Source organism: Pseudomonas sp. MAG002Y (assembly GCF_019400845.1).
Classification (GTDB): Bacteria; Pseudomonadota; Gammaproteobacteria; order Pseudomonadales; family Pseudomonadaceae; genus Chryseomonas; species Chryseomonas luteola.
This window is the reverse complement of record NZ_WOEJ01000005.1, coordinates 96,583-113,706: the sequence shown is the minus strand read 5'-3', so window position 1 is coordinate 113,706 and position 17,124 is coordinate 96,583. Positions and strand designations below refer to the sequence as shown.

Here is a 17,124-nt window from a genome sequence, read left to right as displayed (position 1 = left end):
TGGATGGCCGCCCTGTAGACCTCTCGCTGCAACGGTTCGGAGCGACTGTCATGAGTACAACCACGTTGAAAAGCCCCGTCTCTACCCAGGCACGAGCTCGTGAGCACACCGCCCGCAAGCGCCGGACCAGCCCCGGCTGGTTTCTGGTCAGCCCGTCGGTCCTGCTACTTCTGCTCTGGATGATCGTGCCACTGGGCATGACCATCTACTTTTCGCTAATTCGCTATAACCTGCTCTACCCCGGTGAGAATGACTTTGTCGGTCTGGAGAATTTCGAATACTTCATCACCGACACCGGCTTCATGCCGGGCATGACCAACACCCTGCTACTGGTAGGCAGTGTCTTGTTGATCAGTGTGGTCCTGGGCGTACTGATTTCAGCGCTTCTGGAAGCCACCGAGTTCTGGGGGCGTGGGATTGTACGGGTCTTGCTGATTTCCCCCTTCTTCATCATGCCCACCGTCAGTGCGCTGATCTGGAAGAACCTCATTTTCCATCCGGTTTCAGGCATTCTCGCCGCCGTCTGGAAGTTTTTTGGCGCACAGCCAATCGACTGGCTGGCAAATTATCCATTGCTGTCGATCATCTTGATCGTGTCCTGGCAATGGCTTCCCTTCGCCATTCTGATCCTGATGACCGCCATGCAGTCGCTTGATCAGGAGCAGAAAGAAGCAGCACGGCTGGACGGTGCCGGCCCGCTTGCTATTTTTTGGCACCTTACCCTGCCCCATCTGGCGCGTCCCATTGCCGTCGTGGTGATGATCGAAACGATCTTTCTACTTTCGGTCTTCGCTGAGATCTTTACCACCACCAGTGGCGGCCCTGGCTTCGCGTCTACCAACCTTGCGTATCTGATCTATAACCAGGCACTTCTGCAATTCGATGTAGGCATGGCCTCGGCAGGCGGATTGATCGCTGTCGTGATCGCCAACATTGCCGCCATCATCCTGGTTCGGATGCTTGGCAAGAACCTGACCCAACAGTGAGGATGCGACCATGATGACGCTCAAGCAATCTCGTCGCCTGCACAGTGCCATTCTCGGCACGCTGGCCTGGATCATTGCGCTGGTGCTGTTCTTTCCAATCTTCTGGATGATCCTGACCAGCTTCAAGACTGAAATCGATGCCTTTGCAACCCCTCCGCAGTTCATCTTCATGCCCACGCTGGAGAATTATCTGCACATTCAGGAGCGCAGCGATTACTTTCATTTTGCCTGGAACTCCGTCGCTATCTCCTTTGGTTCTACGGTGCTGGGCTTACTGCTGGCGGTTCCAGCGGCGTACTCCATGGCCTTCCATGAGACGCGCCTGACCAAGCAGACATTGCTCTGGATGCTTTCGACCAAGATGTTACCGGCCGTAGGCGTTCTTATGCCGATCTATCTGATGACCAAGAGCCTGGGCCTGCTCGATACCAAGCTTTCGCTGATCATCATCTATACGCTGATCAACCTGCCCATCATGGTCTGGATGGTCTACACCTACTTTAAGGATATTCCTAAGGACATCCTGGAAGCTGCTCGCCTGGATGGCGCCACCACCTTTCAGGAAATCGTCAGGGTTCTTCTGCCCATCAGCAAAGGGGGCCTGGCGTCAACGGTCCTGCTGTCGCTGATCCTGTGCTGGAACGAAGCGTTCTGGTCACTCAACCTCACCTCGTCCAACGCCGCGCCACTGACTGCCCTGATCGCGTCCTACTCAAGTCCGGAAGGCTTGTTCTGGGCCAAGCTGTCTGCCGTCTCGACACTGGCCTGCGCACCTATCCTGGTTTTCGGCTGGATCAGTCAGAAACAACTCGTACGCGGCCTGTCCTTCGGCGCCGTCAAATAAGAACAAGAGGATTTTCCATGGCTACGTTAAAGATTCGTAACCTGCGTAAAGGCTTTGACTCCATCGAGATCATCAAGGGTGTCGACCTGGATATCAACGACCGTGAATTCGTGGTGTTTGTCGGTCCTTCCGGTTGCGGCAAGTCCACGCTGCTGCGCCTGATTGCCGGCCTTGAAGATGTCACCAGCGGCACCATCGAGCTGGACGGCCGTGACATTACCGAAGTCAGCCCCGCCAAACGGGATCTGGCCATGGTGTTCCAGACCTATGCGCTTTACCCCCATATGACGGTGCGCAAGAACATGTCGTTCGCGCTGGATCTGGCGGGAATTGCCAAAAGCGAAATAGAGAAGAAAGTTGACGAGGCGGCACGTATCCTCGAATTAGGTCATTTGCTTGAACGCAAGCCCCGCCAGCTCTCCGGCGGCCAGCGCCAGCGTGTCGCCATTGGCCGAGCCATCGTACGCAATCCAAAGGTCTTTCTCTTCGACGAGCCCCTGTCCAACCTGGACGCTGCCTTGCGTGTCCAGATGCGCCTGGAACTGGCCAGGCTGCACCAGGAACTCAAGGCGACCATGATCTATGTCACCCACGATCAGGTCGAAGCCATGACACTGGCAACCAAAGTGGTAGTGCTCAACGGCGGCCGTATCGAACAGGTCGGCTCGCCGCTGGACCTCTACCATCACCCTGCCAATCTCTTCGTCGCAGGTTTTCTGGGCACACCCAAGATGGGCTTCCTGAAAGCCAAGGTCATCCATACCAGCGCTCAGGTGACGGAAATCGAGCTAGCCAGCGGACCTCGGCTGCGTCTGCCACGTGACGGCAGAGCATTGGCAGTCGGCCACGAAGTCACCCTGGGTATTCGTCCTGAGCATCTCGTCATAGACCCTCAAGGTCAGCTGCCCGTAGTCACGGACGTAACCGAGCGCCTGGGCAGCGATACCTACTGTCACATGACCACGCCGTCTGGCGAACCCCTCACCGTACGCGTACCGGGAGACTTTTCCGGTGCCTATGGCGAGCGGCTCAAGCTGGCCGTTGATGTGAGCCACTGTCATCTCTTCGATGAGCATGGGCAGGCCGTAAGCCGTGCCCTTCAACAAGCCGCCTGATCAACTGAATTCGCGTGGCTCAATAGGGCCACACCTGGAGACACCTGCATGAAACTCAATCGCCAGAATCTTGCACAGCTGACAGACCCGGTGCGCACGCCAAGCTACGTGCCATGTCAGACCCGGCATGGCATTGCTCACATCGGCGTTGGTGGCTTTCATCGAGCCCATCAGGCCATCTATACCGAAGCCCTTCTCAATCAGGGCGAGGCGCTGGACTGGTCCATCTGTGGGGTGGGATTGCGCAGTGAAGACCGCGCCATGCGCGACACTCTAGCCGAGCAGGACTATCTCTATACGCTTTTCGAGCTGGGCGACACGCCAGATCTTGAAGTCCGTGTTGTGGGGGCAATCAGCGAGATGCTGCTGGCAGAAGACAGTGCTCAGGCACTGATCAATAAACTGGCCCACCACCATATTCGCATCGTTTCGCTGACCATCACCGAGGGCGGCTACTGCATGGACGATAGCACCGGCGAGTTCAACGATGAACTTCCGCTGGTCCAGCATGACATCGCCCACCCGGAAAATCCTAAAACGGTTTTCGGGTTTCTGCTGGCGGCCTTGTGCAAACGCCGTTGCGAAGGCACCCCCCCTTTCACCATCATGTCCTGCGACAACATTCCTCATAATGGCGACGTCACCCGGCGAATGCTGCTGTCCTTTACCAAACTGGTAGACAAGGAGCTGGCGGACTGGATCGCCAAAAACGTCTCCTTTCCTAACGCGATGGTCGACCGTATCACCCCTATGACCAGTACCGCGCACAAGCAAAAGCTAAAGGACAGCTACGGCATCGAAGATGCCTGGCCGGTTGCGTGTGAGCCCTTCATGCAATGGGTACTGGAAGACAAATTCGTCAATGGCCGACCGGCTTGGGAAAAGGTAGGTGTTCAGTTCACTGACGACGTTACGCCCTATGAGGAGATGAAAATCAAGCTGCTCAATGGCAGCCATCTTGCCCTTACCTACCTGGGTTTCCTCAAGGGATATCGTTTTGTTCACGAGACCATGAATGACCCACTATTCGTTCAGTACATTCGTGATTACATGAACAAGGATGTTACCCCGCAGCTCGCCCCTGTTCCCGGTATTGATCTGGAAGCCTACAAGGACAAGCTGATCGAGCGCTTTTCCAACCAGGCGATTGCCGATCAGTTGGAGCGTGTCTGCTCGGACGGATCGTCCAAGTTTCCCAAGTTCACCGTCCCCACCATTAATCGCCTGATTGCAGACAAGCAGAACCTGGATCGCGCCTCCCTCGTCGTGGCAGCCTGGGCGCTGTATCTAAAAGGCGTAGACGAGCGTGGCGAAACCTACCGTATTCCTGACCCTCGCGCCGAATTCTGCCAGTCCCTGGTCAAAAACGATCAGCGCCTAACCGAGCAGCTGTTGGGTGTTGAGGAAATCTTTGGAACCTCTATCCCAAAATCCGCCGCCTTTATTGCCTCCTTCGAACGTAACCTCGCCAGCCTGAAAACCTTGGGCGTAGAGAAAACTCTGGAAAATCTTCTGAAGTCAGACAGGTGATCCATAGGCTCTAGAAGCAAATGCATCTAGGGCCTTTCACTACGAACAACAGCGAGACTACACATGTTTCTTGGTATTGATTGCGGTACACAAGGCACCAAGGCCGTCATTCTCGACTCAGCTACGGGCCAGATCCTGGGGGAAGGCTCCGCGGCCCACGACATGATCAGCGGGCCCAACGGTCGTCGTGAGCAGTTGCCTGAACAGTGGGTCCAGGCATTTGAAACGGCTACACAGCAAGCACTCGCTCATGCTGGCCTGCCAGGAAACGCTCTCCGGGGTATCGGAATATCAGGTCAACAACATGGGCTGGTATTACTTGACAGTGAAGGCCAAGTGCTCCGCCCTGCCAAGCTGTGGTGCGACACCGAGTCAACACTAGAGAACGAGGAGCTGCTCGATTACCTGGGCGGGCCTGCCGGTTCGCTGGAGCGTCTTGGTATAGCCATTGCGCCGGGCTATACCGTATCCAAGCTTCGATGGACACAAAAACACTTTCCCGACCTTTTCGCCCGCATCGCTCATATTCTGCTTCCCCATGACTACCTGAATTACTGGCTCACCGGCCGTTGCTGTACCGAGTTTGGCGATGCGTCAGGGACAGGCTACTTCAATGTGCGGTCCCGACAGTGGGATAACGACCTGCTTCTGCACCTTGATCCGACTGGACGCTTGATGAAGGCTCTACCTGAACTCATCGAGGCCCATCAGCCTGTCGGCACGTTGCTTCCACCGGTTGCCAAGCGGCTGGGTCTGAATGAGCACGCCATCGTGTCCAGTGGCGGTGGGGATAACATGATGGGAGCAATCGGCACCGGAAACAGTCAGGAAGGCCTTATTACCATGAGCCTGGGCACTTCCGGAACGGTATACGCCTACTCTGCTAGCCCCCGCGTCAGCCCGCATGCATCTGTCGCAACGTTTTGCTCTTCGACTGGCGGCTGGCTGCCGCTGATCTGCACCATGAACCTGACAAACGCAAGCGGCGCGCTACGCGAGCTTTTAGACATCGACCTGCATACCTTCAACCGCCTTGTCGAACAGGCACCCATTGGGGCTGAGGGCATTACGGTTCTACCTTTCCTGAACGGCGAGCGCGTCCCTTCCCTGCCTACTGCTACGGCGAGCCTGCTGGGCCTGACCGCCTCCAACCTTACCCGTGCCAACCTGTGCCGTGCGATGATCGAAGGCGTAACCTTTGGCCTGCGCTATGGGCTGGACTTGCTGCGCGGCACCGGCATGCACAGCCAGACCATTCGCCTGATTGGCGGAGGAGCCAAAAGCCCTGTCTGGCGGCAGCTGGTGGCAGATATCATGGATACGCCAGTCATCAGCACCCTTCACACCGAAGCGGCGGCCCTTGGCGGTGCCATACAGGCAGCATGGTGCTGGTCTTCTCAGCATGACTCGGCAGACACCCTTGAATCGCTGAGCAAACGCTGCGTGCAGCTGGACGACGCGTCGCACGTCTCTCCTGATCCCGACTGCGCGCGTGCCTATGAAACTGTCTACCAGCGTTATCGGCACCAGCTCCATGCCTTGCATGGCGAAGTACTTGGCATCCATTAGTCTTTAAAAGATGAACCTCCTACTGCCGAGCCCGTCCTATTAGATAGGCACGTCAAAAAACATGAGGATGTGGTATGCAAGTCCAAGTGAACACCAATCAGATCGAAGGCAGTGCCGAGCTGCAAGAATGGGTAGGTTCTGCTGTTGTCGATCGCCTGGAGCGTTTCGAAGATCTCTTGACCCGCGTTGAAATTCACTTGAGCGATGAGAATGCTCAAAAATCCGGAGCGGAAGATAAGCGTTGTCAGATCGAAGCCCGCCCCAAGGGGTACCGCTCGATCTCAGTGACTCATAAAGCCGAAGCGCTAGACCTTGCTGTAGATGGCGCTGCAGAAAAAATGCGACACGCCCTGGAACACCTCACCGGAAAACTTGATGCAAAGGTTACGTCTACCGGCCACATCGACGACCCGATTAATCTGGAAGATTCACAGGAATTTACCGACTCGCTTCTGCAGGACGACTTCCTGGCCAAGCAGGCAGCGCTAGGTAAGGAATAACGTATCTCCCACCTTGCCGCGAGAGAATTGTTTCCTCTCGCGGCTTTCTTATCGATAGTGTCCAGCCTGGCTATACTGCGACTTCATTTCAGTCAGTGTATTAGTTCATCATGGATACGCAGGTTCGAGTTGCTCTCATCGGTTATGGCTTTGTAGGGGAAATCTTTCATGCCCCTCTCATCGAAAGCATCGATGGCCTTCTTCTGACGCATATTGCCTCTCGCCAGCTTGATAAGATTCGCTCTCAACGCCCTCATATCAATGTCATCAGTGATTATCACGCTGCAGTAACGCATCCTGCGGTCGATCTGGTGGTCCTGGCCACGCCCAACGATACCCATGCAACACTAGCTGAAGCAGCCTTGCGAGCGGGTAAGCATGTCGTGGTGGACAAGCCCTTTACACTGACGCTTCGCGAAGCGCGCCAGCTGGCAGACATTGCTCAGGCAGAAAATAGATTTCTGTCCGTTTTTCAGAATCGCCGCTGGGACAGTGACTTCCTAGGCGCTCAGGAGCTAATAAACAGCAATCGTTTGGGTGAGATCGCCGTGTATGAATCACGTATCGAGCGCTTCCGGCCCGAGGTTAGGCAACGCTGGCGTGAAAGTGATGGACCGGGTAGCGGCCTGTGGTACGACCTGGGGCCGCATTTGGCGGATCAGGCACTCTGCCTGTTTGGTGTACCGCACCGTGTAACTGCCCAGCTTGTAAAGCAGCGGCAAGGCGCACTGGCGGATGACTGGTTTCACGTCGTACTCGACTATGGACGTACTCAGGCGATCCTGCAGGCCGGAATGTTGAGCGCTGGAGGATCGCCCCGCTTCATGATCCAGGGTACACAGGCCAGCTGGCTGAAGCGTGGCGCTGATCGTCAGGAGGACGCATTACGTCAGGGTATTTTGCCGGGCGGAGAACATTGGGGCCTGGATGAGGATGCCGGACAGCTGTTCCATGCCGATGGCACTCAAGAGCTTGTAGCGGTGCCCACAGGGGATCATCGTCGTTATTACCAAGGCGTGATCAGTACGTTACGGGGTGAGGCAGAAAACCCGGTTACGCCAGCCCAGGCGTGCTCACTCATGGCTGTCATCGAGGCTGTCCAGCGTTCCGCAAAAGAAGGGATCAGCGTTGTGCCCGACTTTAGCGAAGCCGAGCGCAACGCTTGGCGCTGATCAGCGAGCCCGCGCCTCCAGGGTCTCGGCAATACGCGCCGGGACCGCTTCCAATGCCGTCTTAACCTTGCGGGTCATTCGACGCTCGATGAATTCAAAACTGAGCCATGACAACACGAGAATAATCGGCAAGCACAGCAGCAAGGTTTCATAGGGATTCAACCCCACCTGATGATGTAGCCAGTAGTCGCCCAGCCATAGGACGATGACGTGGATGAGATAGACCGAGTAAGACCAATCACCCAACGCCTTGAGAACCCGATTACCCGCAAACAGTGGCTCCATTGCGATACAGCTGGCTACAAGCAAGGCGCTGGAAACACCCCAAGTCAGCAAACGCCAGTCATTACCGGCATCAAAATGCAGAATCGTGGCTATCGAAAATCCTGCAACCAGTGGCGCTACCTTCAGACTTTGCGGTATGAACCCCTTTCGGTACAGCACACCGATACCCATGCCCAACAGGAACTCATACATGATGGGATTATGGTAGAAATGGCTGATAAAAGGCTGCTCTGCTGACGCAACGCTGACCCCAACTACCAGAAGCGATACAACCCAGAGTCGCCAGCGTTCCGGCACTTTGAATGACAGTGCAAACAACAGATAGAACAGCATTTCATAATTTAACGTCCATCCTACCGGCAGCGTGGGATACAAACCGAATCCTCCGGGATTCTGGCTCGGAATGAAAAACAGCGATAGCAATAGCTCCTTGCTTGCCACTCCATAAACAGGCATCACATCCGCCGCAAAATAAATGATGGCAGCGGTAATACCGGTATAAAGCCAATAGGCGGGCACTATTCGCGCGATCCTATTCACCATGAACCGGAACGTGGGCATGGCTCGACCTGCTGTCGAGATATAGATCACGAACCCACTGAGCACAAAAAAGATATCGACTCCCACTTGCCCTCGCGTTGAGAGCAGATGGCCGACCAGGGTGTCGGACCGGAAATCAAAGAAGACCTGCATGAAGTGATGAAACACCACGAGCCAGGCTGCCAGAGCCCTTAGCGCTTGAAGCGAAACCAACATTGAAAGCGTTTGCCTCCTTGAAGCCCATTGATGCGGATAGGACTGCTGCAGCATCAGCCGCTCTGACAGCACATTTTCGGTACTGATTAGGCAACGCTGACCTGTTCAGACAAACCTTAGAGGCTATATCCGCCCAGGGTCGACTCTCATCGACCCTCAGGGTTTCAAGTTTTGGCCCGCTTCATGACAGAAGTCACAAGCGAGCGCATCATTACGCTTTTGGCTTAGCCGAAATCCGCCACGCTCTGTGAATCTTGCTGTTCCGTGCAAAATCCGGATCAAGTGTCTCGTGCGTAATCTCTTCTACCTGATAGCGTGCTGCGAGCGAAGCATCCAGCTCGAACTTTCGGAAGTTGTTCGAAAAATAGAGGAGGCCTCCCCGGGCAAGCCGAGCCATGGCCATATCGATCAGTGAAACGTGATCACGCTGAACATCGAACACACCCTCCATACGCTTGGAGTTGGAGAAGGTTGGCGGATCGATAAAGATCAGATCGTACTCTCCCCGGTTCTCATCGAGCCACTCCATGACATTGGCTTGTTCCAGACGATGCTTGTCAGAGAAGCCATTGAGCGCCAGATTGCGACGTCCCCAGTCCAGATAGGTCCGTGACATGTCTACGCTGGTAGTGCTGCGGGCACCGCCAACCGCTGCATGTACAGTCGCCGTCGCGGTGTAACAGAACAGGTTCAGGAAACGCTTGCCAGCGGCCTCCTGCTGGATACGCAAGCGCAAGGGTCGATGATCCAGGAACAGGCCGGTGTCCAGATAGTCGGTCAGGTTGACCAGAAGCTTCACCCCCCCTTCGATCACCTCCATAAAGTGACCCTGCGCAGCCTGACGCTCGTACTGCTTCTTACCGGTCTGGCGCTCGCGACGCTTCACGACCACACGAGAAGGATCAATATTCAGCGCCTGCGGAATGGCTGCCAATGCGTCCAACAACCGCGACTGCGCCTTTTCCGGGTCGATAGTCTTCGGCGGTGCGTATTCCTGCACATGAACCCAGTCATGGTACAGATCGACGGCAACAGCGTACTCGGGCATGTCCGCGTCATACACGCGATAACACTCGATCTCTTCCTTACGCGCCCATTTGGAGAGTTGCTTCAGGTTCTTTTGCAGGCGATTGGCAAACATCTGCCCGCCTTCGCTCAGCTTGGCAGGTTCCGATGCTATCTGCGCCTCATCACGGGATTGTGACGATGTGGAAGAACGTTCACCCGTCACAAATTGCCGTGGTTCGATCTCGAACATGAGCAGCTTGCAAGGCAGTGCACCGTTCCAGAAGGCATATTGCTTGTGGCTGCGGATACCCATGCGCTTGCCCAGCTCCGGTGCTCCCGTAAACACACCGGCACGCCAGTTCAAGCAACTCATGCGTAGACGCTCACCCAGGTTCTGATAGAGATACAGCAGGCTTGCCTCATCCCCCAGGCGCTCGCCATAGGGTGGGTTGCAGATGACCAGACCAGTCTGGTTCTTATCTGGTCGCGGTTCAAAATTCGCTACTTCTCCCTGATAAACCTTGATCCAGTCGCCCAGCCCTGCCCGTTCGATATTATTGCGGGCGGGTTGAATAAGCCGAGGGTCGGCTTCATACCCGCGAATCCATAGCGGTGGACGCGCAAGCCCGGCGACAGCTCGATCCTCGGCCTCGTCAATCAAGCGATTCCACACCGCCGGGATATGCCCCAACCAGTTCGAGAACCCCCAATGTTCCCGCTTCAGATTGGGCGCGATGTCCGCAGCCATCAACCCTGCCTCAACAAGGAACGTCCCTACCCCGCACATCGGGTCAGCCAACGCGCCGCCCTGGGCGGCCAGTTGCGGCCAGCCCGCACGAATCAGAATGGCCGCCGCCAGATTTTCCTTGAGCGGTGCAGCACCCTGCTGCAGACGGTAACCTCGCTGGTGCAGGCTATGCCCGGACAAATCCAGCGATACCGTCGCTTCACCTCGATCCAAATGAACGTGAATGCGAACGTCCGGCCGCACCTTGTCAATCGACGGACGCTGCCCCGATACCCTGCGCAGCCCATCGACAATCGCATCCTTGACCTTGAGCGCACCGAAATGCGTGTTATCAATCCCCGAACCCTTTCCGGAAAATTCAACGGCCAATGTCCCGTTGGGCTCAAGGTGTTCGCTCCAATCAATAGCCGCCACCCCGTCGTAAAGGGTATCGGCATTGGTTACTGTAAAGCGCGACAGTACCAGTAGCACCCGGTTTGCCAAACGTGACCAGAGGCAAAGCCGATAGGCTGTCTCCAACGTGCCCTGCCCACGTATGGCAGAGACCTGAGCCCGCGCCTGCTCCAGACCAAGCGCTTGTGCCTCGTCCAGTAGCAGCCCGTCCAGCCCTTTTGGGCACGTCAGAAACAATTCGTATTGATTGGTCATGAATCGTCATTACTCATTGATGGCAGGTTTACTGACCGACCAGAAAACTGAAAACCATAAAAAGCCCTATTACATAAGGCTTTGACTGTTAGGACCGGCCTTGTAAAGGTCTTTCTTAGCCGGTCGTTATGGTTAGATTTGATAAAAACACTATGGTTATGCCAAAACGATCATTCACATAGCTGTAACCATTGGTTAGAACTTAACCAATCCCGATTCGCAATGAGCGGGATGAGAAGCGTCACGCCGGCAACGCTTCCACGAGGCCCAAGGGCCATTGGAAAAACAGTCAACAAACGAGGGCAACACCCTATGAGAAGACTTAAGCGTGATCCGATGGAACGAGCTTTTCAACGTGGTTATCAGCACGGCGTTAGCGGAAAATCCCGCGATCTTTGCCCCTTTAACCATCAAAAAATCCGCCAGGCCTGGATGAACGGCTGGCGCGAAGGCCGCGGCGACCACTGGGATGGCTTCATCGGCACAGCAGGTATTCATCGCTTAAATCAACTCAACGTAGCAGGCTGATACAACCTAATTCGTTTTGGACGGGTGACTTAACGCCCTCAAACAGATCGCACTGGTGAACACCAGATACGCCTCCAACGAGGCACAGGGCTCCTTAAGGAGCCCTTTTGATTGTCGAAGCGATAGCATCTACCGACTCGCGAATGAGTGCCGGTCCCTTGTAAATGAAGCCGGTATAGATTTGAACCAGGCTCGCACCCGCCGCTATCTTCTGCTCTGCGTGGATACCCTCGGTAATGCCGCCTGCCGCAATAATGGGCAATTTGCCCTTTAGCTCCGACGCCAGCACACGTACCGTATGCGTACTCTTATCACGCACCGGCGCACCGGAAAGACCGCCCGCCTCGGCAGCATAGGGAAAATTCTCCACGCCGTCCCGGCTCAGAGTCGTGTTCGTCGCGATGATCGCGTCCATGCCTGCCTGATGAATGGCATGGGCTACCAGTACAGTCTCTTCATCCGTCATGTCCGGCGCGATCTTGATGGCAATCGGCACTCGCTTGCCGTAACGCACCGCCAGATCCTCCTGACGAAGCCGAAGCGCTTCCAGAAGCGCTTTGAGCGAGTCACCAAATTGCAGGCTGCGCAGTCCGGGTGTATTGGGTGAGCTGACGTTGACGGTCACGTAGCTGGCATGCTCATAGACCTTGTCCAGGCATAGTAGATAATCGTCAGCGGCACGCTCGACAGGCGTATCGAAATTCTTGCCGATATTGATTCCAAGAATGCCTTTGTACCGGGAGGCCCGAACCCGCTGAATCAGATGGTCGACGCCCAGGTTGTTGAACCCCATGCGATTGATGATGGCCTCAGCTTGGGGAATACGGAACAGTCGTGGCCGAGGGTTACCCGGCTGTGGCCTTGGCGTTACCGTACCCACCTCGACAAAACCGAACCCCAACTGTGCAAAACCATCAATGGCAGCACCGTTTTTATCCAGTCCAGCCGCCAGGCCTACAGGGTTGGCGAACTCCAGCCCCATGACCGTGACGGGGAACGAAGGCTGGCGATGAAACAGGTCATTGAGCCCCAGCCTGCCACCAGCACCAATCAGATCAAGGGTCAGATCGTGGGACGTTTCCGGAGAAAGCTTGAACAGTAGGTTACGAACCGTGGAGTACATGGGCAAGGGCTGTTCGAATGGAAGGACCGCCCATTATACAGCTCAACAAGTCGCGAGTCTCTCCATGCCCGTAGTGGGAATAAGCCGTACAGCTCTTTTGTAATTGCAAAGCAGGTATCAGTAACGAACTGAACAAGTTATAAAATGTCAGAATAAAAAGAGTATTTTTCAAAACCCGCTCGTATTTGGCTGGTGCCTTTCAACGTGTGCTCTACTTCCCCGGGTTATTCCAACCGTTCGGAAGAAAATCGCGCAGACTTTCCTATGCATGCCATAGTGAATTGTTAGTGCAATCAGTGAATCTTTATCAGTCGGCAGGGTCCGATGGCCCGCCGTTTATCAACGGGTCTTTGAATACGAATGGAGCGCCAGTGAATTGTCCCACGGAGGGAAAATGAGCCCGCGGAATGCGCTAAGCCTCAGTGCTCGGTTCATGGCGCTTACCCAGCGCTTGAAACTTGGTCAGTCGGCCAGTCGAGTGCTGCATCGCGCCAGCCGTCTGGATCTTGATTTTCAGCCACTCCCGAAAGATGTCGAAAGCATCTGGTGGGATGAAGGGCTTCCCCTGTATCAATTGATTTCCCTGTCACGTGGAGCACTTTCAGGTCCGGTTCAGGAAGACAAGGCGCCTGCCTATGAGCTTCTCAGCCAGCTCATCAAGACGCGGCAGATTAATTACTCCAGCTTTGACCTGCGCTGGATCAACGGCGTCTATACACGCCACCCCGCCGTCAGCACGGTCTCGGCGAGCAGCTTTGAAGAGCTGGCCGCTACACCTTACTGTCGCCGCCATGTACGCATTATCAGTTATCGCGACTTTGAGTCCACACTGGGCCAGGCCCTGGCAGGAAACCGCTTTTCACTGCAGCTTCGTGAAGCGAGCTGGCGCGGCTCACGGCTGTTCTGGTATGGCGATGAGCAGCAGGTTTGCGCTTTTGCAGGCGCAGTAGCTTATGCACGCCTGAGAGGCCTTGAATATCTACTGCCCGCAGAATTGACGACCTATCAGCTCGATCAGGCTGCGGTAGAGACACTCGGTGAAGCCTTCCATGTACTTGCCGTACCTTCGGAGTGCTGGAACGAGCGAGGGTTTGTAAAACTACTGATTGATAACGCCATTCCCTATGCCCGACTTACTCTTCCCGGACACCCGGAGCAGCTGGAATGGCTTCTGCTGCCCCGTCAGTCACCGTTAAGCGATGCGCTAGGTCAGGGACTCAAATTGGCAGGCGCTCCCGATCTGTTGGTTCGCCTACGCCAGATTGGAGCGATTCCTGATGAAAGGACACCCACAGCGCCGTTACCGCCTGAAGAATCAGGCGGTGCTTGAGGCGACCGGTTGAAAGCGTTGCCCTGCCTGTAAAAACAAGCCAAAGGCTTGAGATTGACCGCTGAAGAGATCGTCTTCTTTCCAATGTACCGCCCGATGCTCCAGCTCTGCCAGAAAAGCAGGCCATCCGGCCGGCCCGGAGTCAGGAACATGACTCAGATAATGAGTTGCAGCCCGAATCAATGGCTCATCACTACCAGCCACATAGCGGGCAATCATCTTGCCGCCGAGCCGTGACCCTTCAAGCACATAGGCATATCCCCAAAGGGTGGCCTCATTACTGCAGGCCTGCAAAGGCTTATATTCAGGTACAGACACACCCAGCATGGCCAAATCTTCGGCCAACGCAAACCGACGCCGACGCTGCTTCCAGTCAGGCATCATCGCTTCGATGCCGGAGGACTCAAGCATCTCCTCCATGGGAAACAAGGCCCATGCATGGGCAACCAGAAACGTCTGGTAGCCATCCAGATCCGTTAGTCGATAGGACGAAAACAAGGCGTCCACCTGCTGGTGCAATTCGCCACCGGCCTGTCGTAAACGCTCACGAATAGAGGACGTACTCATGTCTGCTGTATTACTTTCAAGGGATTGGAGCCTTTCAGGGCTGAATGAACCTTGTTCGCCAGGTCATTTTCTCGGAAGGGCTTGGGTACGATGAAATATTCCTGCTCGTCCAGCTCGCCGAGTTCGGCGTATCCGGTAATGAAGACTACCGGAAGATCGGGCTGGCGTTGGCGCAACGTTCGGGCAAGCTCGGCGCCGTTCATGCCCGGCATGGCAAAGTCAGCCAGCAACAGATCAATCTTGGCCGTACGCTCTATCACCGCCAATGCAGCAAAACCGTTTTGCGCCTCGATGACGCTATATCCCAGCTCCTGAAGCAGCGTTGAGGTAACCTCCCGAACGGCACTGTCATCATCAACCAGCAGGATCGTACGTCTGGGTCCATCCATGCGACTTTCGGAGGCTGCCTGGGTATCCGACGCCGCATCATCCAACTCCACCTCGGCGCGAGGTAGAAATACTTTGACTTCGGTGCCTACACCCAATTCGGTTTCGATGCGCACTCCACCACCGGATTGCTTGGCAAAACCAAACACCTGAGCAAGCCCCAGGCCAGACCCCTTGCCTACTTCCTTGGTAGTAAAGAACGGTTCGAATGCCTTGGCCAGCACCTCATCTGTCATACCCGTGCCAGAATCCCGCACGGACATCATGACGTAATCGCCCGGCTCTGGCTCTTCAGGCCGCGAAGGTGCGGCTGTAATCGTCTGGTTGGCCGTGGTCAGACGCAGCGACCCGCCTACGCTCATGGCATCCCGAGCATTAATTGCCAGATTCAGGATGATCAACTCGATCTGGGTCGGATCGACCAAGGCATGCCAAAGCCCCGGCTCCAGCGAGGTCTCAATCCAGACACTGCCGCCCATGGTGCTTTGCAGCAAGGCCAGCATGCTGTTGACCGTCTCGTTCAGTTCAACAGGCTTTGGCGCAAGACGCTGGCGTCGTGAAAACGCCAATAACTGGCCAATCAGCTTGGCGCCTCGCTCTCCCGCCTCGCGAACGTTCTGCAGACGCGAAGGCAGCTTTTCTAAAGTACCCTTTTCCAGATCGCGCCCCATGAACGCCGCACTGCTGAGAATGACAGTCAATAGATTGTTGAAGTCATGCGCAACACCGGCCGTAAGCTGACCCACGGCTTCCAGGCGCTGCATTTGCTGCAGCGTCGCCTCTACCCGCTCCCGCTCATTGATCTGCTCACGCAGCTGCCGGTTGGCTGTCGCCAGTTCTTCCATGGCATCCACTTCGGCGGTGATGTCTCGCCCCGAGCCATACAACTTTCCATCTTCGGGCACAGCCGTCCAGGAAATCCAGCGATAGCTGCCGTCTCGATGCTGAATACGATTAACGAACCGGTTGGTTATCCGGCCGTTACTAACACTGTTCAGCTCAGCCTGGGTAATGCTGCGATCATCACTATGCACCAGCTCAATGAACGGCTTGTCGATCAAGGCCTGGCGATCCCATCCTAGGGTCTCAGCCCAGGCCGGGTTCAATGCCAACAGACGACCTTGTGATCCGGTTACGATCAACAGGTCTCGTGACAGATCCCAGGTACGGTCGCGCTCGCGGGTACGTTCCTGTACACGTTCGCCCAGCAAGGTATTGAGTTGCTCCAGCGCTTCGGTGGCCCGCTTCTGCTGGGTAATATCCATCATTACTCCGAGCAGACGGGTGCAGATGCCATCCTCGAAGAATGCCTTGCCTCTCGCCTCGATCCAGCGCTGTCCTCCAGTAGGAAGAGAAATCCGGTATTCCGCGTGATATTCCTGGTCATTGCTGTGCTCGGTAGCACGGCGGACCGCGTCAAACATTTTCTGGACTTCGTCCGGATGCCCCAGTCGGGCAAACAACTCCAAATCGACCTGTGCGTCCGAAGGCAAGTCGAACATGGCCTTGCAGCGCTCGTCCCACAGTAGGCAGTTGGTCTCGGGTTGAAGCTCCCACATGCCCAGGCGCGCCGCATCGATTGCCAGCCGGGAGCGCACTTCAAGCGTTTGCAGAGCCTCTTCGGCCTTGCGGCGCTCCCGTCGTTCATGCACAACAGTCAATGCACGCTCTACAGAAGTAGAAAGCAGCTCCAGACTCTGTTTGAGCACGTAGTCATTCGCGCCCAGGCGCATCATCTCGACGGCATGTGCCTCACCAAAAATGCCGGAAACAAAGATGAACGGCGTATCGGGAGCCGCTACGCGCGCCACTTTGAGCGCCTCGGCTCCAGAGAAGCCAGGCAGGATGATATCCGACAGAATAAGATCGAACGGCTGGCCGCACAGTGCCGCGTCAAGCCCCGCTCGGTCATACACAACCGTCGGCTCAAGACTAAAGCCGTTGCGCTCCAGTTCGATAAGGATCAGCTCGACGTCGAGCTTGCTATCCTCGACCAACAATATCTTGATGCGTTTCGGTAAGGACATA

The 17,124-nt window shown here is 55.7% G+C and carries 14 protein-coding genes; 9 read left to right on the top strand and 5 right to left on the bottom strand.

Going from position 1 to position 17,124, the window contains the following annotated elements:
* Positions 1-50: 50 nt before the first annotated feature.
* The 7 genes from GM154_RS08950 (at position 51) to GM154_RS08920 (ending at position 7,716) form a co-directional block, all read left to right on the top strand.
* Positions 51-986, top strand: a complete 936-nt coding sequence (locus tag GM154_RS08950; protein WP_019365100.1) for a carbohydrate ABC transporter permease — start codon at positions 51-53, stop codon at positions 984-986.
* 10 nt (positions 987-996) lie between these two features.
* On the top strand, positions 997-1,830 hold the full coding sequence (locus GM154_RS08945; RefSeq protein WP_074825339.1) for a carbohydrate ABC transporter permease: 834 nt from the start codon (positions 997-999) through the stop codon (positions 1,828-1,830).
* A 17-nt stretch (positions 1,831-1,847) separates the two neighbouring features.
* Complete coding sequence (locus GM154_RS08940) at positions 1,848-2,945, top strand: ABC transporter ATP-binding protein (RefSeq protein ID WP_219651964.1); 1,098 nt, start codon at positions 1,848-1,850, stop codon at positions 2,943-2,945.
* Between the two features lie 48 nt (positions 2,946-2,993).
* The gene (locus tag GM154_RS08935; RefSeq protein WP_219651962.1) at positions 2,994-4,475 is read left to right on the top strand and encodes a mannitol dehydrogenase family protein; all 1,482 of its coding nucleotides are present in this window, start codon (positions 2,994-2,996) and stop codon (positions 4,473-4,475) included.
* A gap of 63 nt (positions 4,476-4,538) precedes the next feature.
* Positions 4,539-6,044: a xylulokinase gene (xylB, locus tag GM154_RS08930; RefSeq protein WP_219651960.1), complete on the top strand. Its 1,506-nt coding sequence runs from the start codon at positions 4,539-4,541 to the stop codon at positions 6,042-6,044.
* Between the two features lie 74 nt (positions 6,045-6,118).
* The gene (locus GM154_RS08925) at positions 6,119-6,544 is read left to right on the top strand and encodes an HPF/RaiA family ribosome-associated protein (protein WP_010797985.1); all 426 of its coding nucleotides are present in this window, start codon (positions 6,119-6,121) and stop codon (positions 6,542-6,544) included.
* Between the two features lie 110 nt (positions 6,545-6,654).
* Positions 6,655-7,716, top strand: a complete 1,062-nt coding sequence (locus GM154_RS08920) for an oxidoreductase (protein ID WP_219651959.1) — start codon at positions 6,655-6,657, stop codon at positions 7,714-7,716.
* Here GM154_RS08920 and GM154_RS08915 read toward each other — a convergent pair whose 3' ends face one another.
* The gene (locus GM154_RS08915; protein WP_010797983.1) at positions 7,717-8,757 is read right to left on the bottom strand and encodes an acyltransferase; all 1,041 of its coding nucleotides are present in this window, start codon (positions 8,755-8,757) and stop codon (positions 7,717-7,719) included.
* Positions 8,758-8,968: 211 nt separating this feature from the next.
* Positions 8,969-11,161 (bottom strand): bifunctional 23S rRNA (guanine(2069)-N(7))-methyltransferase RlmK/23S rRNA (guanine(2445)-N(2))-methyltransferase RlmL, encoded by a 2,193-nt coding sequence (gene rlmKL, locus GM154_RS08910; protein WP_219651957.1) that lies wholly within the window; start codon positions 11,159-11,161, stop codon positions 8,969-8,971.
* A 312-nt stretch (positions 11,162-11,473) separates the two neighbouring features.
* On the opposite strand from rlmKL, the gene rmf reads away from it, so the two are divergent.
* Positions 11,474-11,689 carry a ribosome modulation factor gene (gene rmf / locus GM154_RS08905; RefSeq protein WP_010797981.1) on the top strand — a complete coding sequence of 72 codons (216 nt, stop codon included), beginning with the start codon at positions 11,474-11,476 and terminating at the stop codon, positions 11,687-11,689.
* Positions 11,690-11,783: 94 nt separating this feature from the next.
* On the opposite strand, the gene GM154_RS08900 is transcribed toward rmf, so the two are convergent.
* Positions 11,784-12,812 (bottom strand): quinone-dependent dihydroorotate dehydrogenase, encoded by a 1,029-nt coding sequence (locus tag GM154_RS08900; RefSeq protein ID WP_219651954.1) that lies wholly within the window; start codon positions 12,810-12,812, stop codon positions 11,784-11,786.
* Positions 12,813-13,206: 394 nt separating this feature from the next.
* Between GM154_RS08900 and GM154_RS08895 the strand changes: the two genes are divergently transcribed.
* Positions 13,207-14,142, top strand: a complete 936-nt coding sequence (locus GM154_RS08895; protein ID WP_219651952.1) for a DUF6685 family protein — start codon at positions 13,207-13,209, stop codon at positions 14,140-14,142.
* On the opposite strand, the gene GM154_RS08890 is transcribed toward GM154_RS08895, so the two are convergent.
* Positions 14,128-14,709, bottom strand: coding sequence for a biliverdin-producing heme oxygenase (locus GM154_RS08890; protein WP_010797978.1), 582 nt, complete (start codon positions 14,707-14,709; stop codon positions 14,128-14,130). The genes GM154_RS08895 and GM154_RS08890 overlap by 15 nt on opposite strands.
* Complete coding sequence (locus GM154_RS08885) at positions 14,706-17,123, bottom strand: response regulator (RefSeq protein WP_219651950.1); 2,418 nt, start codon at positions 17,121-17,123, stop codon at positions 14,706-14,708. The genes GM154_RS08890 and GM154_RS08885 overlap by 4 nt, the downstream gene beginning before the upstream one ends.
* Between the last annotated feature and the right edge of the window lies 1 nt (position 17,124).